15 protein-coding genes are annotated in these 21,546 nt (G+C 33.0%); 4 read left to right on the top strand and 11 right to left on the bottom strand.

Features of this window, described 5'->3' with window-relative positions; translation table 11 throughout:
* Nucleotides 1-82 precede the first annotated feature (82 nt).
* Complete coding sequence (glyA, locus tag LNP81_RS15830; protein ID WP_230037444.1) at nucleotides 83-1,357, bottom strand: serine hydroxymethyltransferase; 1,275 nt, start codon at nucleotides 1,355-1,357, stop codon at nucleotides 83-85.
* A 108-nt stretch (nucleotides 1,358-1,465) separates the two neighbouring features.
* Here glyA and fahA point away from each other — a divergent pair, with 108 nt between their 5' ends.
* Entirely contained in the window at nucleotides 1,466-2,749 is a 1,284-nt protein-coding gene (gene fahA, locus LNP81_RS15825; RefSeq protein ID WP_230037442.1) for a fumarylacetoacetase, read from the top strand.
* A gap of 400 nt (nucleotides 2,750-3,149) precedes the next feature.
* On the opposite strand, the gene LNP81_RS15820 is transcribed toward fahA, so the two are convergent.
* On the bottom strand, nucleotides 3,150-4,190 hold the full coding sequence (locus tag LNP81_RS15820) for an agmatine deiminase family protein (protein WP_230037440.1): 1,041 nt from the start codon (nucleotides 4,188-4,190) through the stop codon (nucleotides 3,150-3,152).
* A gap of 186 nt (nucleotides 4,191-4,376) precedes the next feature.
* Here LNP81_RS15820 and LNP81_RS15815 point away from each other — a divergent pair, with 186 nt between their 5' ends.
* Both LNP81_RS15815 and LNP81_RS15810 read left to right on the top strand, forming a co-directional pair.
* Complete coding sequence (locus LNP81_RS15815) at nucleotides 4,377-5,903, top strand: choice-of-anchor I family protein (protein ID WP_230037438.1); 1,527 nt, start codon at nucleotides 4,377-4,379, stop codon at nucleotides 5,901-5,903.
* A 221-nt stretch (nucleotides 5,904-6,124) separates the two neighbouring features.
* Nucleotides 6,125-7,390, top strand: a complete 1,266-nt coding sequence (locus LNP81_RS15810; protein ID WP_230037436.1) for an OmpA family protein — start codon at nucleotides 6,125-6,127, stop codon at nucleotides 7,388-7,390.
* A gap of 126 nt (nucleotides 7,391-7,516) precedes the next feature.
* Here LNP81_RS15810 and LNP81_RS15805 read toward each other — a convergent pair whose 3' ends face one another.
* From LNP81_RS15805 to clpB, 7 genes are all read right to left on the bottom strand, one after another.
* Nucleotides 7,517-8,404: a carbon-nitrogen hydrolase gene (locus LNP81_RS15805; RefSeq protein ID WP_056251458.1), complete on the bottom strand. Its 888-nt coding sequence runs from the start codon at nucleotides 8,402-8,404 to the stop codon at nucleotides 7,517-7,519.
* A gap of 312 nt (nucleotides 8,405-8,716) precedes the next feature.
* The gene (locus LNP81_RS15800; protein WP_230037434.1) at nucleotides 8,717-11,971 is read right to left on the bottom strand and encodes a YCF48-related protein; all 3,255 of its coding nucleotides are present in this window, start codon (nucleotides 11,969-11,971) and stop codon (nucleotides 8,717-8,719) included.
* 212 nt (nucleotides 11,972-12,183) lie between these two features.
* Nucleotides 12,184-12,594, bottom strand: coding sequence for a hypothetical protein (locus LNP81_RS15795; protein WP_230037432.1), 411 nt, complete (start codon nucleotides 12,592-12,594; stop codon nucleotides 12,184-12,186).
* 336 nt (nucleotides 12,595-12,930) lie between these two features.
* Nucleotides 12,931-13,818 carry a DUF808 domain-containing protein gene (locus LNP81_RS15790; RefSeq protein WP_230037430.1) on the bottom strand — a complete coding sequence of 296 codons (888 nt, stop codon included), beginning with the start codon at nucleotides 13,816-13,818 and terminating at the stop codon, nucleotides 12,931-12,933.
* A gap of 423 nt (nucleotides 13,819-14,241) precedes the next feature.
* Complete coding sequence (locus tag LNP81_RS15785) at nucleotides 14,242-15,270, bottom strand: receptor L domain-containing protein (protein ID WP_230037428.1); 1,029 nt, start codon at nucleotides 15,268-15,270, stop codon at nucleotides 14,242-14,244.
* A gap of 23 nt (nucleotides 15,271-15,293) precedes the next feature.
* Nucleotides 15,294-15,785 (bottom strand): T9SS type A sorting domain-containing protein, encoded by a 492-nt coding sequence (locus LNP81_RS15780; RefSeq protein ID WP_230037426.1) that lies wholly within the window; start codon nucleotides 15,783-15,785, stop codon nucleotides 15,294-15,296.
* Nucleotides 15,786-15,958: 173 nt separating this feature from the next.
* Nucleotides 15,959-18,562: an ATP-dependent chaperone ClpB gene (gene clpB / locus LNP81_RS15775; protein WP_230037424.1), complete on the bottom strand. Its 2,604-nt coding sequence runs from the start codon at nucleotides 18,560-18,562 to the stop codon at nucleotides 15,959-15,961.
* Between the two features lie 207 nt (nucleotides 18,563-18,769).
* Between clpB and ytxJ the strand changes: the two genes are divergently transcribed.
* Complete coding sequence (gene ytxJ / locus LNP81_RS15770) at nucleotides 18,770-19,165, top strand: bacillithiol system redox-active protein YtxJ (protein ID WP_230037422.1); 396 nt, start codon at nucleotides 18,770-18,772, stop codon at nucleotides 19,163-19,165.
* Between the two features lie 106 nt (nucleotides 19,166-19,271).
* Here ytxJ and LNP81_RS15765 read toward each other — a convergent pair whose 3' ends face one another.
* Entirely contained in the window at nucleotides 19,272-20,447 is a 1,176-nt protein-coding gene (locus LNP81_RS15765; RefSeq protein WP_230037420.1) for a hypothetical protein, read from the bottom strand.
* On the bottom strand, nucleotides 20,444-21,445 hold the full coding sequence (locus LNP81_RS15760) for a DUF2157 domain-containing protein (protein ID WP_230037419.1): 1,002 nt from the start codon (nucleotides 21,443-21,445) through the stop codon (nucleotides 20,444-20,446). The genes LNP81_RS15765 and LNP81_RS15760 overlap by 4 nt, the downstream gene beginning before the upstream one ends.
* Nucleotides 21,446-21,546: the final 101 nt, after the last annotated feature.

The following is a 21,546-nucleotide window of genomic DNA, read 5'->3' as shown; positions in this document are numbered from 1 at the left end:
GTTATGAGTTATAAAAGCAAAAATCGAAAGTCAAAATAAGACTTTTGACTTTCGATTTTAAAACTTTAAGACTTATCTTAAATTAATATACGAAAATTGGTCTTTCGCTCATCATTTCGTTTACTTCGTTTGCTACTTCTTCGATAACTGCTTCGTTTGTATGATCAGCTAATACTTTATCGATAAGTGCTACGATAGTTTCCATGTCTTCTTCAACTAAACCACGAGTTGTGATTGCAGCTGTTCCTACACGAATTCCTGAAGTTACAAATGGTGATTTATCATCAAATGGAACCATATTTTTATTTACAGTGATTTCTGCTTTTACTAATGCATTTTCAGCATCTTTACCAGAAATGTTTTTATTTCTTAAGTCAATAAGCATCATGTGGTTATCAGTTCCGCCAGAAATAATTTTATATCCTCTTTTTACAAAAGCATCAGCCATAGCATTTGCATTTTTTTGCAATTGCATAGCATAAGTAAAGAACTCATCTTTTAATGCTTCACCAAAAGCAACCGCTTTAGCAGCAATAATATGCATTAAAGGTCCACCTTGATTTCCTGGGAAAACAGCAAGATCTAATAATGAAGACATCATTCTGATTTCTCCTTTTGGAGTTTTCAATCCTTGTGGATTTTCAAAATCTTTGCCCATCAAGATCAAACCTCCACGTGGTCCACGTAAAGTTTTGTGAGTTGTTGTAGAAACAATATGACAATGAGGAATTGGGTCATTCATCAATCCTTTTGCAATAAGTCCTGCAGGGTGAGAAATATCAGCGAATAAGATTGCTCCTACGCTATCTGCAATTACTCTAAAACGCTCAAAATCCATATCACGAGAATAAGCAGAAGCTCCTGCAATGATTAATTTTGGTTGTTCTTTAGTTGCAATTTCCTGAATTTTATCATAATCTAAACGACCTGTTTCAGCATCTACACCGTAAAAAACCGGACGGTATAAACGTCCTGAAAAGTTTACCGGAGAACCGTGAGTCAAGTGACCACCGTGAGATAAGTCGAAACCTAAGATAGTATCACCAGGATTTAAACATGCATGGTAAACTGATGTATTCGCCTGAGATCCTGAGTGAGGCTGAACGTTTGCATATTCAGCACCAAACAATTCTTTAGCTCTGTCTATTGCAATTTGCTCAATAACGTCAACTACTTCACAACCTCCGTAGTATCTTTTGCCAGGATATCCTTCGGCATATTTGTTAGTTAAAACAGAACCAGCTGCTTCCATTACTTCATCACTTACAAAATTCTCTGAAGCGATAAGTTCTAATCCGTGAATTTGTCTGTCTTGTTCCTCTAGTATAAGGTCAAAAATTTGTTCGTCGCGTTGCATTTTTTCGTTTTTCGTTAATTTCCTGCAAAAATACAAAAAAACGTTTGTCAAACTGCTAGATTATGATATATTTGACATAGAATTTTTCAACAAATAATTAACATTCACATGCCAATAACCGCTAACGATACCAAAAGAAAATCATGGTTAGAAGTGCCAGAAAATAGCGACTTCCCTATTCAAAATATTCCTTTCGGTGTATTTCTTACCAAAGAAAATGTCGTTACAGTAGGAACACGAATTGGCGACTACGCTATAGATTTAGGGGCTCTACAACAATTAAACTATTTTTCAGGAATAGATTTAACTGATGATATGTTCATGCAGGATACGCTTAATGATTTTATTTCTGACGGAAAAAAGACATGGCGTTTAGTTCGAAATCGCATTGCCGATATTTTCGACGAAACCAATCAACAGCTAAGAGATTCAACAAAAGATCGCGATATTGTTATTTTTAAAATCGATGATGTCGAGATGCAACTACCTGTGTTAATAGGTGATTATACGGATTTTTACTCTAGTAAAGAGCACGCTACGAACGTTGGAAAAATGTTCCGCGATCCTGAAAATGCTTTATTACCAAACTGGTTGCATATACCGGTAGGATATCATGGTAGAAGTTCTACTATTGTTCCGTCTGGAATTCCAGTTCACAGACCAATGGGGCAAACTTTACCGGCTGGCGAGAAATATCCTGTTTTTGGACCGTCTCGTTTGGTAGATTTTGAATTGGAAACTGCCTTTATTACGACTGACGTAAATATAATGGGAGAAAATATCCCAACATATGAAGCCGAAGATTATATTTTCGGGATGGTTTTATTAAATGACTGGAGCGCGCGTGATATCCAAAAATGGGAATATGTACCACTAGGGCCTTTCTTAGCTAAAAACTTTGCAACATCAATTTCTCCGTGGATTGTAACTATGGATGCTTTGGAGCCTTTTAGAACTAAAGGACCTAAACAAGATCCGTCTCCGCTTCCTTATTTACAAACTAAAGGAAAAAAAGCTTTTGATATTCATCTGGAAGTTTCGATACAACCTGAAAATCAAGAAGAAACACTAGTTTCTCAATCAAATTTCAAATATTTATACTGGTCAATGGCACAGCAATTAGCACATCATACTTCTAATGGTTGTCGTGTAAATTCTGGCGATATGATGGGTTCAGGAACTATTTCTGGTCCAACTCCGGATAGTTTTGGTTCGATGCTGGAATTGACTTGGGGAGGAAAAAACCCTTTGAAATTAAAAGATGGCAGTGAACGTAAATTTATCGAAGATAACGATACTGTAATTATTAGAGGTTTCTGCGAAAATGCTGAAGTGAGACTTGGTTTTGGAGAAGTTGCCAGCCAATTGTTACCGCCTTTTATCAGACCATGAAGAGCAGATAAATTATCTGAAGAGATATAAAAATACAAAACCTTGGTTCTCACCAAGGTTTTTTTTATGCTTTAATTTTGAGCAAATACTTTTATGTTTGAATCTCGCAATCCCGATAGTTATCGGGAGCAAAGTCTCAAAATTTTATTAAAAAAAATAAGATTAATAGCGTCCAGCTTTAGCTGGATGGAAATATTTAACGCAAACAAAAAGGCTTTAGCCAAACTAGATTAGTTTGGCTAAAGCCTTTTTTATATTCAAATCGTTTTCCCCTAGCTGAAGCTAGGGGCTATGCAAAAAAAACTTTGCGACTTCGCTCCCGATAACTATCGGGATTGCGAGATTAAATATTACACAAAACACAAAAAAACTTAGTGACTTTGTGCCTTCGCGGCTAAAATTAAGCAGGAATCTGTTGACTCAAACAATGCAAAGTTCCAAATCCCCAGATAAAATCGATACAGCTTATTCCGATTACTTCTCTGTCAGGGAAACATTCTGACAAAATATTCAAAGCTACACGATCATTACTATCATTAAAAGTAGGAACCAAAACACAATTATTCAGGATTAAGAAATTAGCATAACTTGCCGGTAATCTTAAATCTTCAAAATCTACACGTTTTGGCATTGGCAATACTACAATTGTTGGAGATTTTCCGTCTTCTAATTTTGCGTTTTGTAATCGTTTCAGATTATCTTGTAATGGTTTGTAATTAGCATCATTTTTATCTGTTTCAACAATTGTTACAATCGTATCTTCATTTACAAATCGGCATAAATCGTCGATGTGTCCGTGTGTGTCGTCGCCTTCTATTCCGTCTCCAAGCCAGATTACGTTGGTAACTCCAAGATATTCCTTAAAAACGGCTTCGTAATCTTCTTTGGTAAAGTTTTTATTTCGAACCTGAATTGATGGATGCATCAAACATTCTTCAGAAGTCAATAAAGTTCCTCTTCCGTTTACATCAATCGCACCGCCTTCTACAATTACCGGTTTTCCTTTATAGATAACCTGAGTTAAAGGAACATCGATAAAATCAGCTATTTTAGAAGGAACAAATTTATCTAGTTGATAATTTTTGTATTTTGCCCAACCATTAAAATTGAAATTCAGCGCTTCTCTTTTCGAACCATTTTTTACTACAATTGGTCCGGAATCACGCATCCAGCTTCTGTTTGTTTTATGAATAATGAAAGATACATTGGCAATATTTACGCGCGCTCTTTCTAACATTTCCGCTACTTTTTCTTTTAGTTTTTCATCGGCTACGACCAAAAAAACAGTTTCAAAAGTGGCTACTTTTTTAATAAATTCTACAAAAGCCCATTGAACAGCTTCGTATTTTCCTGGCCAGTCGTTACCATTATGTGGAAAACACAATACGATTCCCTGTTGTTTTTCCCATTCTGCTGGAAATCTTCTATTATTTGTTGACATAAAGAGGTTCTAATTTTGAAAGTGTACAAAGATAAGCATTCAGAAGGATTATAAAATAGCAGAGGCAAAATGATATTGGTTTTAGATAAATTATCTGATAAAAATTAAGTTAAAGATTAAATAATACAGCCTTAATATACGAGCAAAATCTGCTAATTACATTTGGCAAAACTAAAAAACACAAAAATGAAGAAACTAAGTATTACGTTATTAGCCGCTTTATCTATAATGGTAAGCTGTAATAATGATGATGAAAATTCAAGCAAACCAGAACCTGAAGTTGTTGTAAGCGAAAACCCGGGAACCTTTAAAGAAATAGGTTCTATCACTATTGGCGGCGAAGGTGCTGCTGAGATCACGGCCTACGATGAAAAAACAAAAAGACTTTTTACTGTAAATAATAGCGGAACAAACCAAATAGATGTAATTGATTTATCTGATCCAACAAAACCAACTAAAATTGCTAAAATAGACTTGACTCCTTACGAAGGCGCTTCTAATAGTGTTGCTGTATTTGACGGCAAACTAGCCGTTGCCTTAGAATCTACAGTAAACAAACAAGGAAACGGAAAAGTTGTTGTTTTTAATACTACTGATTATAGCTTAATCAAACAAATTACGGTTGGTGCATTGCCGGATATGATTACTTTTTCGCCTGACGGAAAATATATTATGACTGCTAATGAAGGGGAACCAAGCACAGATTATTTGCAAGATCCTAACGGAACTATCTCTATTATCGAAGTTGCTAATAATTATGCGGTTACTACTTTAGATTTCGCTTCTTTCGCCAGCCAGTCTGCTGCTTTGCAAAAAGAAGGCTTTAGAGTTTCTAAATTCGCTAAAAGCTTCGCTCAGGATATCGAACCTGAATATGTAACTATTTCTGATGATTCTAAAACTGCCTGGGTAACATTGCAGGAAAACAATGGTGTTGCAAAAGTAGATTTAACTTCTAAAACCATTACAGCTATTTATCCTTTAGGTTTTAAAGACTTTAATACTGCCGAAAATGCTATTGCTGTAAGTGATAAAACTGAAACAGCTGTTTTTAGTCCATGGAAAGTGAAAGGTATGTTTATGCCAGACGCAATTAGTCATTTTTCTGCCAATAATGTTCCTTATTTTGTTACAGCAAACGAAGGTGATGCCAGAGAATATGCTGCGTATAGCGATATTAAAAGAATGAAAGATATGAAGCTTGATGCAACTGTTTTTCCTGATGCTGCAACTTTAAAACTAGAAACCAATTTAGGAAGATTAAATCTAATTACTGATATGGGCGATACTGATGGTGATGGCGATCTTGATGAAATGGTCGCTTTTGGAGCGCGATCTTTCTCGATCTGGAACGGAAATACCGGAAAAATTGTTTACGATAGTAAAAATGACCTTGATAAAAAATCAAATGATTTTGGATCTTATGACAACAAACGCAGTGATGATAAAGGCTCAGAACCTGAAGCTGTAGTAGCAGTTAAGATGGGAAGTCAGAATATTCTGTTTGTTGGACTGGAAAGATCAGATGTTTTTATGACTTATGATGTAACAAATCCAACTTCACCTCAATATTTGCAAACTGTAAAAACCGGAGACGCTCCAGAAGGGATATTATTTATTCCGGCTTCTAAAAGTCCAACAAAAAGAAGTTTGTTAGTCGTTAGTAGTGAGGGAGATGGCACTGTAAAAATATACCAACCAGATTTAAAATAACTTTCACATTTACAATTTAAAAGAGGAGCTAAATATAAATTTAGCTCCTCTTTTTGTTCCAAAATTCTGATTCTTTTAACTTATTTACATAAATAAAACCCAAAAGGTGGGAATTATGTAAGACCAAATAGAACACATTCTGAAGTTCCTGATATAATTTTGTCCAGGAGTTTAAAACGAAAAACTCTTAATAATCACAATTAAATTAAAATTTGGATATCATGAAAAAGAAATTAGCTTCAGTATCACTTTTACTATTAACAATTGCTGCGGGTGCACAAAATATGGCAACGACATCAGCTCAACCTACAATTGAAAAACCTGCTTACAATAAATGGTCTTTAGAATTAAATGGTGGTTTAAACAAACCTCTTAGAGCAATAACTCCAGGTTATTCTACAGAAACTGTTAGTCCGTTTCACGCAGATTTAGGTGTAAGATATATGTTTAATCCTAAATTTGGTTTGAAACTGGATGTTGGATATGATCAGTTTCAGGAACGCGATGACACGCCTGAATTCGACAGCAAGTATTACAGAGCAAGTTTACAAGGGGTAATTAACCTTGGTAGAGCTTTGAACTTTGAAACCTGGACAAACACTTTTGGTTTATTAGCACATGGTGGTTTTGGTGTTTCTCAATTAAGTAATGATGATGGTTTTGACGGAAAAGATTACATGGCTCATGGAATCATGGGATTAACAGGACAAGTTAGATTAAGTAACAGAGTCGCTTTGACAGGAGATCTTACAGGTATCGTTAACGGAAGACAAAATCACAACTTTGATGGTCACGGAGTTCCAACTACAGGTTCATTAGATGGTGTATTATTAAATGCTTCTATTGGTTTGACTTTTTACCTAGGTAAAAACGAGAAACATGCTGACTGGTATTCTGAAGAAAATGAAAGATTAAACCAATTAGAAAACAGAGTTACAACTATCGAAACTGGTCTTATTGACACTGATAAAGATGGTGTTGCTGATTTATACGATTTAGAACCTAATACTGTTTCTGGAGTTGCTGTAAATACTAAAGGACAATCTATTGATACCAACCAAAATGGTGTTCCGGATGAATTAGAAAGTTACCTAGACAAAACTTATGTTAGACAAGGTAGTCAAACTGCAACAAACAATACTGTTGAAGAATTGATCAACGGAGGTTATGTTAATGTATACTTTGACTTTAACTCATCTAAACCAACAAATGCTTCTTTATCTGGTGTTGACTTCTTAGTGAAATACTTGAAAAACAATCCAGGAAAATCTGCTGATATCGTAGGATATGCTGACGAAATTGGAAGTTCAAGCTACAACACTGAATTATCAAGAAAAAGAGCTGAAGCTGTGAAAAAAGTAGCTGAAAATGCTGGAATTGATGCTTCAAGATTAAATGTAATTGCTAATGGTGAAGATACTTCTGTGAATAAAAATTCTAAAGAAGCTCGTCAAATCGTAAGAAGAGTTACTTTTAAAGTAAAATAATCTTATTATATATTTCTAAAAATCCGCTTCGGAATATTCTGAAGCGGATTTTTTTTGTTTTTATAAGAATAAAAAAAAGGACGAAATCTACATTTCGTCCTTTTTGTTTTATTTTAATTAACTGAATTAGTCAATTGCTCTTTTTGTGATATCGCCAAAAGCATCGATTCTTCTGTCTCTAAAAAATGGCCAGTTCTGACGTACATTTTCCTGAAGATCCAAATCAACCTCAGCAATTAGAATTTCTTCCTGATCGTGAGAAGCCTGAGCTAAAATCTCGCCTTGTGGTCCTGCAATAAATGATGCTCCCCAAAACTGAATTCCTTCTGTTCCTTCGATATATTTTTCTAATCCAATTCTGTTTGCAGCAGCAACAAAAACTCCGTTTGCTACAGCGTGACCTTTCATTACGTTCATCCAGGCCCCGTATTGGTTTTCTCCATATTGCTCTTTTTCTTTAGGATGCCATCCAATTGCAGTTGGATAAAACAATACCTCTGCTCCTTTTAAAGCTGTAATACGTGCTGCTTCCGGATACCATTGATCCCAACAAATAAGGGTCCCAATTTTTCCTTTTTTAGTTTCAATTGCCTGAAAACCTAAATCTCCCGGTGTAAAATAGAATTTCTCGTAGAAATGTGGATCATCCGGAATGTGCATTTTACGGTATAATCCAGCTTCTGTTCCGTCAGTATCAATGATGTAAGCGCTATTATGATAAATTCCAGCCATTCTTTTTTCGAAGAAAGGAACAATAATTACTACGCCCAATTCTTTTGCCAATTCGCTAAAAGCAATAAATGAAGTACTGTAAAGTGGTTCTGCTAATGCAAAATTGTCTACATCTTCGCTTTGGCAAAAATAATGACTGCTATATAATTCAGGTAACAAGATTACTTCTGCCCCTTTATTGGCAGCATCTTTTACCCAGCTGATACATTTTTTAAGATTATTTTCGGCAACGTCGTTCAGATTTAACTGGATAACGGCTATTTTATATTTTCTTTTCGGCATGACATAAAATTTAGAGTGCAAAAATAGTAATTTTTAAAGGAATGGCAAAGGGTTGTTATTAACCGAAAAGTTAGCCAAATAATGAGTCTTGATGTTTGCTTCCTAAGTCATAAAACACAAAATTTATTTCTTTTTAATTTCACCGGATTTATATTCTCAATCATAACGAGACTTTCATAAAAAAGAAAACCATTCTACAAATATTTGTAAAATGGTTTTCTCACCAAAATTTTATCTAAGTAACCTAATTATTCAATAACCACTTTTTGCTATTTTCGCTGTTTTAATTTAGATCACTACACTAAGATATTTTTATTTAAGTATTACCTTTTTATTGATTATCGAATTATCGTCCATTATGATTTTAATGTAATATACACCTGTAGATTTTCCTGAAAGATCAATATTTTGAAGATCTCCTGTTTTTACGCTATTTCCATAATTAATTATCCTTCCTAATTCGTCATTAACTAAAATTGAATTAACATTTTTATTCTCAGGTACAATAAAATTTATAAGCCCATTAGTGGGATTAGGATATAGAGAAATGCTCTTATTAAAATCTGGAGTATTAATTCCTAAAGACTTAGTAGTAAAAGATGATATATCTGAATACAATGGATTATTATTCTGATCCAGACCTTTAAGGCGATAATAATATGTTACACCTTTTAAAGGATTATTTAAAACTGCGTTTAATGAAAATGTACCATTTCCGTAAGTATCACTAATATTACTGCTAATGGTTGACCCAAAATCTGGTGTTAGTCCATATTCAAAATCAATATCTGTTATAGCACTTCCTCCTGTAGTATTTAAATATCCTGTTAACTTAATGGAGTTATCATTTTCAAATACATCCCCTACTTTAAAAAGTGGTTGTTTAGAAGTATTAAAAATCGCACTCATGCTATAAATAACATTTGATCCATTTAGTGCTTTTATGCGATAAAAATATACTTTATCAGGATCTAAGTTCGTTAATTGTACTTTTACAAATTTGGCGGATCCAGCTAAAAATTGCTCATTGATAGCTATACTATTATCATAGTTTAAAATTCCATATTCATATACTATATTGCTTATAGTATTACTTTTAGAAATAATGTAAGCAGATAGCGATACATCATTATCTACTATATCGGGAAAATATAGGTTTATCTCATATTCTGATTGAGTTACAAAAGAATTAATTTCACTGTAAACTTCTTTTCCTTCATATTTCGCTCTAAGTCTCACATAGTAACGAGTTTTAGGCTTTAAATCTGTCAAAATGCCATTTATATCTTCAGTAGTATTTCCTTTAATAATAATATTACTCTTGAGAATGCTGTATTTTGAAAAATTTTCTTCGGTACTATATTGAAATTCTATTCCATCAATATCATATTGGTTAGATGTTATGCTTCCATTAATTATTGCTTTGGTTGAGGAAATATTACTAATGGTATTTAATTTTATCAAATAATCTTCACTTGTAGTAAAAGATTTTAGTTCACTTAAATAGAGCTGATTATCGCGCGTAGCAACAATTCTATAATAGTACGTTGAATTAGGATCAAGATTAATTAAAGAAAATGAAAAAACTAATGAAGAGTTAGTATTTATTGAATTTGATAAAGTTGCAGTATTTAGTTTAGATCCTGACTTAAAATATTCAATCTCAACCTTATCTAAAACACCTTCATTAACAGTTACGTTACCAGATAGAACAGCACTTTGGCTAAGAATATTTTGCGCTGGATTTAATTGCATAGTAAATGATTTAAAATCAATACTACTTTTTAAAATTTGTCCACCTTCACCTGCTAAATAGATATCTTTTCCGGAAATTGAAATACTGTTACTAGGTAAAGCTGAAGGTAAATTAAATATATTAATCCAACTACTTCCTCCATTTTCAGTTTTATACAACAAATCGTATTCACTAAAAACATATCCTACATTTTTAGAATAAAATTTAACAGAGCTATAATTTTCATAGGGACATTTAAGCCTTATCCAATCTACTCCGCCATTATTTGTTTTAAGAATTAAACCATTATAGCCTATCAGATAGCCATTGTCTTTATCTACAAAATCTATAGAATTTATATATTCCTGAGCGGTAAACATCAATTGCCATGTAATTCCTCCATCAATTGTTTTATAAAACCTTTTATAAGAGTCATGTGCATAACCAACCATTTCATCTAAAAATTGCATTTTGGAAAAATTATAATTCGAAATATTAATCCAAGTATTCCCCCCATCTACAGTTTTTAATGTTTTTGGCGTATTATATCCACCCGAAATCACAACTGTATTTTCATTAAGAACTGATATTGAGTTAATTCCTTCAGAAAGAAGTGCAAACCCGTTATTTAGTGCATTCCATGTAACGCCTCCATCTATTGTTTTTAAGACATGACCACTTTCGGAACTTGCATAACCAAGGTTTTCATTAAAAAAATAAAAAGATTTCATTAAGGAATATTTATAATCATCTACTGAACCAATTATATTCCAGCTTGCACCTGAATCTGTTGTTTTAAAAAATGAATTACCCGCCAGAGCAAAACCTATTTCATTTGTTTTAAATTGTATTTTTTTTATATTATTGTAAGTAGGAGAATTTCCAGTCCATGTTTTACCTCCATCAATTGTTTTTATAATTCTGCCTGAGGCACCGGTTGCAAATCCTCTGTTATTATCTAAGAAATGTATGCCATAAATATCAGTATAAAGAACACGTCCGACTTGAAAACCAGCGGAATTCCAAGTAAGACCACCGTTTATCGTTTTAAGAATTACTCCGTTCTCTCCTGATGCATAGCCAATATTTTCATTTAAAAATGAAAAAGCAAATAGAGAATCAGAAATATTTGGAATTTCTGTCCAGGTTTCTCCCCCATCAATTGTTTTATAGAGTTCACTATGTTGGCGAGATGCAAAACCAATATTCTCATTTATAAAGTAAATCGTAAAAAAATCAGACGGTATGACATTTGAAGTCATTGTAGCATACCAATTAACTCCTCCATCAATTGTTTTTAACATTTTCCCGTTTTTACAAGCTGCATGTCCAATTAAAGGTGTTGTGAAAAAAGATTTATTCACAATAGCATTAGGCACGTTTAAACTTAGCCAAGTATTTCCTCCATCTAATGATTTGATGATTGTATTTGAGCTTGAAATAACTACTGTTGTTTCATTTACTATAGTTACAGAATTAAAGTTGGATACAAAACCTGCATTTACTTGCGTCCATGAAGTACCGGAATCAATAGATTTTAATATGTAGCCTGAATTACCAACTATGTAACCTATATTATTAAAGAATTTTAAATCATTTCCACTATTAATATTTTGCTTTTTTTTCCAGGTTACTCCTGAATCAATAGTCTCTAATATTTCATTCTTGTTTATAATATAACCAGTACTTTCAGAAACAAATTTAATTTCTTTGCCTAAATTAGGAGTAGGTGCAGGATTCAATAATTGCCAATTATTTTGGGAAATCACATTTGGTATTAAACAAAAAAAAGAAAAAAATGCAATTAAGCAGAGGCGTAAAGTTTTTATCATAAAATAGAATATGGTTTAAGAGACAAGCAATTAATAATGTTAAAGTCGCGTCAAATTAACTACTATTTCTCACAAAAAACAATATTTAAATCAATTTTAAAATTTATTTTTTTACTATATAACCTAGTTTAAAAAAAAAAAAACCATTCTACAAATATTTCAAACATTTGCAAAATGGTTTCTGACCAAAAATTTATCTATAAATAACCTAATTATTCAATAACTACTTTTTTCGTTATGAATTCCTTATCTGACTTTTTGAATTTGAATTCAAAAGTTCCTTTTACTGCTGATTTAAATTTGTAAACTGTTTTCTTAGGATCAGGAACTTGTAGTGTACAAACTTCTGATGGGTATTTTACTTCAACTTGTAAACCTCTTACATCCTCAATGATTATTTCACTAAATTGACTGAATTCTGCACAAGCGTTGTCTCCTACAAAACTAATATCATAACTCAATTCTTCATTTACTTTTCCTGTTGCTGGACCATCTATTGCTGTTACAGATGCTATTCTTACAGCTGGATTCGGTCCTGGTTTATCATCATCATTACTGCAAGAAATTAATGCTGTTGCTAAAAATAATACTACAAGAACGGATTTAAATTTAAAATTTTTCATATAAAATAATAATTAATTGTTAATTACTATGAAGATGCAAAAGAGTTGCATTGGTTGCTTTATTAATTTGTTAAATAATCGCCTAAAAACATTAAACAAATGAAAATCAAAAACTTAAACAAATAAAAAAACTCACCAAACAACAGTTATTTCTTATGAAAATTAAAATTTCTGGTTTAGCCCCGATAGGAACGGTATCCTTTTTAGCCGTTTTTTAACGGGTAAAAAGATATAGTGGATAGCGGGACAATTGGTCTATTGAAAATGATGGCTTTGCTCCAAAAAAAAACACCAGCCTTTCGACCAGTGTTTTGATATTTATATATGTAGTAGTTGTTATGCTATTTCTTTCTTTTTAAATATTTTTTTGAATAAGTTTACAAATCCTAAAACTACAATTCCTAATGCCAAACCAATTACAAATTCCTTTAGAATTGTTGGAAGGTTAATTGTAGGTACAATATGATGAAAAAACGGAATGTAATGTACAAAGATTCCGCCTGCTACCAGAATTAAAGCTATTGTACCAATTACGGTTAAACTCTTAATTACTAATGGAAGGGCTTTTACTAGTATATTACCAATAAATTTTGAAATACTTTTTTCGTTTTTACTAAACTTAATAAGTTTATAACCTGCTTCATCCATTCTTACAATCAATGCAACAATACCATAAACACCAACAGTTGCAACTAATGCAATTATTGAAGTTACAATGATTTGCTGCGCAAGAGGCTCATCGATTACTGTACCCAAAGCGATGATTACGATTTCGACAGATAAAATAAAATCGGTTATGATGGCTGACTTTACTTTACCTTTTTCGGCTTCGAGAATTTCCTCTTCTGTTAAAGTTTCGGCTGTTATACCTGCTGATTCTTCGTGACTGTGTGGAAATATAAATTCATAGATTTTTTCAGCACCTTCGTATGCCAAAAATAATCCTCCAAGTACAAGAATAACAATGATTGCAACTGGCAAAAAGGCACTTAATAAAAAAGCTATTGGTAAAATAATTATTTTATTAAGGAGCGAACCTTTACTGATTGCCCACAATACCGGAAGCTCTCGTGATGACGCAAAGCCTGAAGCTTTCTCTGCATTTACTGCCAAATCATCGCCTAAAATTCCGGCTGTTTTTTTTGCTGCAATTTTACTCATTACTGCAACATCATCCATAATTGCTGCAATATCATCTAATAGTACGAAAAAACCTGATGCCATTATATTTTATTTGGTTTTAAAAACTGTGTAATTCACTGGCATTGAGTATCCAATTTAATGCACATGTTTGATTATTTATGTGCGCTAATCTAAGACTTTTTTTGTTTATTTTTTAGTCTAAAATTAACTACATTGTCCTAAAAGTACCCAAAGAACGATAAAAACAATAATAGTTCCAAAACATCCTCCGCCTAATTTTTTTGCTCCGTAACCTGCCAATAACCCTCTAAAAATATTGTTCATAGTGTTTGTTTTTATGATTTGTTAAATAAATTTACTAAAGTAAAGTTCATAATTTAATCCCTGAATCTATTTATATGACTTTAAAAAAAAGTTTCATGATTTACGGATTTAGTTTGTATAAAAAAACACCAACTTTTTTTTAAGGTGGTGTTTTTATATTTCAGTAAAACTAATTTTAAATTAATCAGTAGTAACAGAGTAGTTTCTACTTATTAAAGTTGCTTTATCAATAATTCCCTGACCCGTTGGAGGAGCAAGTGGATTTTGACCTGATAGATCAATATAATTTTTTTCACTCGTAAGATTTAACAATCTGCTTAAAATCAAATTAATTTGAGAACTTGGAAGTGCATTAGCTCTCAAAAGCGTTGTCCCACTAACAGACTTCAGCGATGGTAAATTAATAGAAGCCAGACTATGATTTTCTCTAAAAAAAAGTCCACTTGCCTGAGTTAACAAAGGGAAAGAAATAGATGTTAAAGATGGATTGTTTTGAATACTTGTATCAGCTCCTAATACTTTTTTCAAAACCGGAAATACTAATGTACTTAACTTTTGGTTATCAGAGGCATCAAAATCACTGTAAACTTCTTGTAGATTAGCGAAATTTATACTAACCAGATTTGAATTATCGATTATAGATAGTTCAACTAATTTGTTTACGACAGATAAATCTATAGTTGTTAAATTTGTTGTACCATTTACATAAATATTTTCTGTGTAAGGTCCAAATTCAGACTGTATTTGCGCTGCTGCCTGTGCATCGGTAATGTCACCTGTTATTACTATACTTGTTTTTCCTTTATTTTGGCTACTTCCGGCGTATAATGCGTAGGGTACACTCAAAAGTTGGCTTGTTCCGCTGATTGTGTAATTACTTCCTCCTGTTGGGTCAATTTCTGTTTTTATAAAATGTGATCCCGCCCCCCAATTGATAGCTGCAAAAGTTCCGGTAACTGCTGTTCCGCCTCCTATTTCTATTGTTGCTAATCCGTTATTGTTTGTTGTTGTCGTTTGTGTTTCTATATAAGTTGCTGTACCAGTTGCTGATCCTAATAAGATACTAATTTTTATACTTACTAAAGTGCTCGCAACCAATGTACCATCTGTTTTACGAATTACCGACTGGTAGCTCATTTTTTGTGGAGCTTGTGCGAATAAAATAGTAAAAGAACTTAATAATAGTAATGCCAGAGTAATTTTTTTCATATGTTTTTCAGCTGTTTAGAATATTATTTTTTTATGATTTTAAAAGTTTTGATTGTTTTGTTGCTATTATTTACTGATAGAAAATAAATTCCCTGATTTAATCCTTGCATAGATATACTTGTTTCCGGACTTGCAATTTTTAATTTTTTAGATACCGTTTTCCCGCTAATATCAGATAATGTACAAGACAAATCTTGCCATTTATCATTGACAATAACTAAATTAAGGATGTCGATTGCAGGGTTAGGAAATGCAGTAATTAAAAGGTTGATTTCAGTAAATTCATCAGTGCCCAAAGTAATGATTTCATAGGGTTGCTGAACACCTTGTAAAATATAGGCATCAGATCCAGGTACACCTGTATAAGCTATTTGCCCTATTGAATAATTTGATGTTCCTCCGGATCCTGTTGCAGCTCCTCCTGAAACTACTATGCTTTCTTGTGAATAACTATTGGTAATAAATAAAATACTGGTAATAAATAAAAGTAAAAAGTTGGGTTGGTTTCTCTTCATATAATAAATTTATCGGTTAGTTATTTTTCAAAATTATTCTTATTTATCCATCAAATATATATCAATACTTACAAAAAAATATTATTCTCTTGGAAAAACTTATAAAAAAGCATAAAAAAAAGCACCAGCCTTTCGACCGGTGCTTATCTCAAAAAAATATTAAAACCAAAAAATTATTTTTCGATGTGGGTTTGGTTTCTAAATACCAATTGCCCATCGAAAGCATCTATTAAAATGATGCTGTCTGTTGTAATGTTTCCTGCCAAAATTTCTTTCGACAACTGATTCAGCACTTCTCTCTGTACGACACGTTTTACAGGTCTTGCGCCAAACTGAGGATCATAACCTTTATCAGACAAATACTTGATCGCTTCCGGTGTTGCATCCATTGCAATGCCTTGTAAAGCCAGCATTTTTGTAACACTCTTAAGCTGTAAACTCACGATTTTAGAAATGTTTTCTACCGTTAGCGGTGTAAACATTACGATTTCGTCGATACGGTTTATAAATTCCGGACGAACTGTTTGTTTCAATAATCCCAGAACTTCAACTTTTGCAGCTTCCGTAGCAGCTTCAACACCACCTTTTAAATTTTCGAATTTGTCTTGTATAATCTGACTTCCCATGTTGGATGTCATGATGATGATTGTATTCTTAAAATCAGCCAAACGTCCTTTGTTATCTGTCAAACGACCTTCATCCAGAACCTGCAATAAAATATTGAAAGTATCGGCATGCGCTTTTTCGATCTCGTCTAACAAAATTACAGAATACGGCTTTCTACGTACGGCTTCAGTCAACTGACCACCTTCGTCATAACCAACATATCCCGGAGGCGCACCTACTAAACGACTCACACTGTGACGTTCCTGATACTCACTCATGTCGATACGTGTCATAGCATTTTCGTCATCAAAAAGATATTCAGCCAGGGCTTTTGCCAACTCAGTTTTACCCACTCCGGTTGTTCCTAAAAATAAGAAGGTACCAACTGGTTTTTTCATGTCTTGTAATCCCGCACGACTTCTACGAACAGCATCACTCACGGCTTCAATCGCTTCTTCCTGCCCTACTACACGTTTGTGTAATTCATCTTCTAGATGCAATAGTTTCTCGCGCTCCGTCTGAAGCATTTTCATAACAGGAATTCCTGTCCATTTTGCTACGACTTCTGCGATATCTTCGCGGGTTACTTCTTCCTTAATCAAAGAATTACCAGACTGATATTCCTGCAATTGTTTTTGTAAAACATCAAGACGTTCCTGTGCTTCTTTAATTTTTCCGTAACGAATTTCAGCTACTTTTCCGTAATCTCCATCACGTTCTGCACGTTCTGCTTCGTATTTAAAATCTTCAATTTCTTGTTTTACGGCTTGAATTCCGTCAACAACATCTTTTTCTGATTTCCATTTTGCATAGATTTCGTTGCGTTCTTCTTTTAAGTTCGCCAAATCCATGCGCAGGATTTTCAGTTTACTTTCTTCTTTTTCACGTTTAATGGCTTCGATCTCGATTTCCAACTGCATAATTTTACGATCCAGAACATCTAATTCTTCTGGTTTCGAATTGATTTCCATACGCAGTTTAGAAGCGGCTTCATCCATCAAATCGATCGCTTTGTCCGGTAAAAAACGGTTGGTAATATATCGTTGTGAAAGTTCAACTGCTGCAATAATAGCCTCATCCTTAATCTGAACTTTATGATGCGTTTCGTACTTTTCTTTGATTCCACGTAAAATAGATATCGCACTTTCAGTATCCGGTTCATCGATTAAGATTTTTTGAAAACGACGCTCTAACGCTTTATCTTTCTCAAAATATTTTTGATATTCATCTAAAGTCGTTGCACCAATTGCTCTCAATTCTCCACGAGCCAAAGCTGGTTTTAGGATGTTTGCCGCATCCATTGCGCCTTCTCCTCCACCTGCACCTACAAGGGTATGAATTTCATCAATAAATAAAACGATATCACCTTCGGCAGCTGTAACCTCTTTTACAACAGCTTTTAAACGTTCTTCAAATTCTCCTTTAAATTTAGCACCGGCAATCAGTGCTCCCATATCTAGTGAGAAAACGATTTTATCTTTTAAGTTTTCCGGCACATCACCATCAACAATTCTATGTGCAAGTCCTTCAGCAATAGCAGTTTTACCAACTCCCGGCTCTCCTATTAGCATTGGGTTATTTTTTGTTCTACGCGTCAAAATCTGTAACACACGACGAATTTCTTCATCACGGCCAATAACAGGATCTAGTTTTCCGTTTCGCGCTAATTCGTTTAAGTTTTTAGCGTATTTGTTTAATGAATTATAGTTTTCTTCAGCCGAAGCAGATGTTACTCTTTCTCCTTTACGAAGTTCTTCAATGGCTGCTTTTAGGCCTTTTCCTGTAACTCCCTGATCTTTTAAAATCTGAGAAACTTTACTTTTTGAATCGAAGATTGCTAAAATCAAATGTTCGATAGAAACATATTCATCGTTCATCTTCTGAGCAATAATCTCAGCTTCATTCAGCGCTTTATTAGCATCTCTGGAAAGTAAAATATCACCTCCGGAAACTTTAGGAAAGCTTTGAATGGTACTGTCTAATATTTGTAAAAACAACGGAACATTTACATTTAGTTTTTTCAAAATAAACGGCGCTACATTTTCATCTACTTCAAAAATAGCTTTAAAAATGTGTTCGTTTTCTATTTGCTGCTGTCCGTTGCGTTGGGCCAACTGTTGCGATAACTGTATGGCTTCCTGCGACTTAATTGTAAATTTATTTATGTTCATATGTGTATGTTTTAGGTTTGATTTTTAGTTTTAAAGTTCGATACCATTAAAATTACAATTTATTGGATTACATTTTTAACTTTAAATGATATAACTTTGCTTTAGATCATTCAAAAGATATTCCACATTAAAAATACAGACAAAATGACATTTAAAACGTGATTTTTATCATTTTTTAACGTCAAAAAGTCATAAAACACGTCAAATATGAGTTTTTTAAATTCAATCTTCGGAAGTTCAGATAATACAGACTCTCCAAAAAGTAATGTAAACTGGACAGAATTAACCGATGTAGCACAATTATTAGAAGTTACCACGATCTCGAACGAGAAGCCGGTTGTTATTTTTAAGCATAGTACAAGATGCAGCATTAGCCGTATGGCTTTGAAACAGTTTGAACGTGAATACGATTTAAACGAAACTGTCGATGCTTATTTTTTAGATTTAATCGCCCATCGTGATATCTCTAACGAAATTGCCAGCAGATTTAATGTATATCATGAATCTCCGCAATTAATCTTAATCAAAAACGGACAAGCTGTTTATGATGTTTCTCACAGCGATATTGATGCTGTGGCTTTGAAAGAAAAAATTCAACACTAAAGTTAAAATATTTCACCATTAAGATATTAAGAAAAATTAAGCTTAACCCTTAATGAAACTTAATATCTTAATGGTGAAAAAACAAAAATGCAATGGTAAAAAAGGACTAAAAAGTTCCCTCTGAACCTCCACCGCTAAAACCTCCTCCTCCAAAATCCATGGGAGAATCCGGTACTTTTGCTTCTGGTTTCATTCCAAAAGTTGAGGCTACTATTAAAGCTTCGGCATTTAAAATCGCATTTGAATTATTGATCCTATCCGGTTTAAATGTCAAACCAACTTCATTATCTTTTAGTTTTCTAATCGAAAAATAAGCTATTGCAAATAAAACTAATCCCCCAAGCGTTAGGGCTACTTCTATTGGTAAAACCGAATAGTAGAATCTTATAGTATAGATTGAAAATCCGATAGCCAAAAAGCTTATCCAAAGCATGATTCTGTCTTTTGTTTTTAAGGACTGAACCAAATAAACAGCAGGAACAATAAAAGTAAAAGCATAAAAGAAAATAGCAAACGGAATATCTTGTCCCGGCAGTACTTCGTTACCTAAAAGCTCTGCCGAAAGCTCTCTAACTACTAAATAATTGCAAGAAAGGTAAAACAAAACCAAGCAAAAACTATTGGCCAATAAAAGACCATTGTAGTAATAATTTACGGTGAGTTTATGAAGCATTCTTTTTGTAAAAAAGTAAAATGCGGCTGATGCTAACATGGCTATAAATGGCAAAATCGTTTTTCCTGTATCGCCAAATTCAAACATTCCGAAAAATAAAACTCCTGCAGCTGCAATACAAAAGACCAATAAAGACAATAGATGCAAATATCTTCTGTACATAAAAAACGAAGCTACAGCAACAAAAAGTGCAACTTGTATTTCATAGCCTTCGGTTGTTATGGCAATAGCAAATCCTACATTTAAAAGTGCTCCTAAAATAAAAGCATCGTCTAATCCGTGTCCGTAATATTTTTGATTTGCCAAAAACTCTGCACCCGCAAAACCAATTGCGGCAAAAATATAACAGCAAATATTAAAAAAATTATGTTCAGAAGTAGAACCTGTCAATCCTATTAATGCGATTACCCCACATATAGATAAGTACAAAAATGCTCCTAATAAAAAGAATCCCAAACGTACCAGCATATTACTTTGCCTCTTGAAAGCAGGTAATTCTTTTTTAATTAAATTCTTTTGCTCTTTACTAATAAATCCAGCTGATTCTAAAGAATTAGCTTCTTCGACTAAAGCTAAATTGTCTAATAAGTTTTTATCGTATACTATCATGCTGCGATTTCTTTATTGAATTTTTTAATCAACTTTATAAACATTAAAATAGAGCCTATAAAATATACAGGAAGGATCATAATGAACAATACCCAAATATCTGAAAAACTAAAGTTTTCGAAAATTCTAATCAGGAATATATTAAGTCCTATATAAGCGTAGACAATCATAAAAACATACAAAGAAATTGCCTTAAGTTCATGGCTAATTTTGTAAAAATAAAAAGACGAAGCTGCCAATACAATCAGAAAAAGAAACCAAATTCCGTATTCAAAATAATCGAGCAAGCTGCTAATAGTGGCAATACTAATAATATGCAAAGCAAAAGTGAGATAGATAATATTAAAATGCGTTTTTAACTGAATTCTTGAACTATAAATCGTCCATAGAATTAGCAACACTCCCAATATTATAGCCGAATAACTTAACGTCTGATCGTTGTAAAAATTACTATTGTTTAGCAAATCCTGAGGTGTTACTGAAAGTCCAACGTATGCCGCCAAACCTGTAATACCAATAGTGAGAATACTTTTATTATCGAAATAATAAGCACAAAAGAAGCTGACAATGGTTGGGATTAAAGTAGCGAATCTGTAATTTGTTCCAAATGGCTGATACTGAAATTGCAAATATCCTATGAAAATACAAGTCAAAATACTACCAGCTAAGGCCAGATATTCTACAACCGGATGTTCAAAAGTAGTTTCCTGTTTTTGAAATCCTTTTGAATTTTTAAAACAATAATAAAAACAAACTCCTATCACAATTAACAACAATGAGAGGATTGCAATATGACCAATGCTGTCGATATTATTGTAAATTAAAATCCCAATTCCTGAAGTAAACAATAAAACAGATAAATAGAGGAACAATTTTAGTTCTGCATTTAGCGAGAAAATATTCAAATTGCGATACACACTAATTTCCTGATATTGATTCTCAGTTATTAGATTTTTATCCAAAAGCGATTTCGAAGCCTGGTCATCAAACTTATTCATAATTTACTTTTATACATACAAATCAAAAATAGTCTTTTTTGTTCGAATATCTTGTTAGTAAAAAAATACTTATAAAATATAAAAGATGTAAATCGTTAATA

It is taken from the genome of Flavobacterium piscisymbiosum (assembly GCF_020905295.1).
GTDB classification, from domain to species: Bacteria; Bacteroidota; Bacteroidia; order Flavobacteriales; family Flavobacteriaceae; genus Flavobacterium; species Flavobacterium piscisymbiosum.
This window is presented reverse-complemented; position numbering and strand designations above follow the sequence as displayed.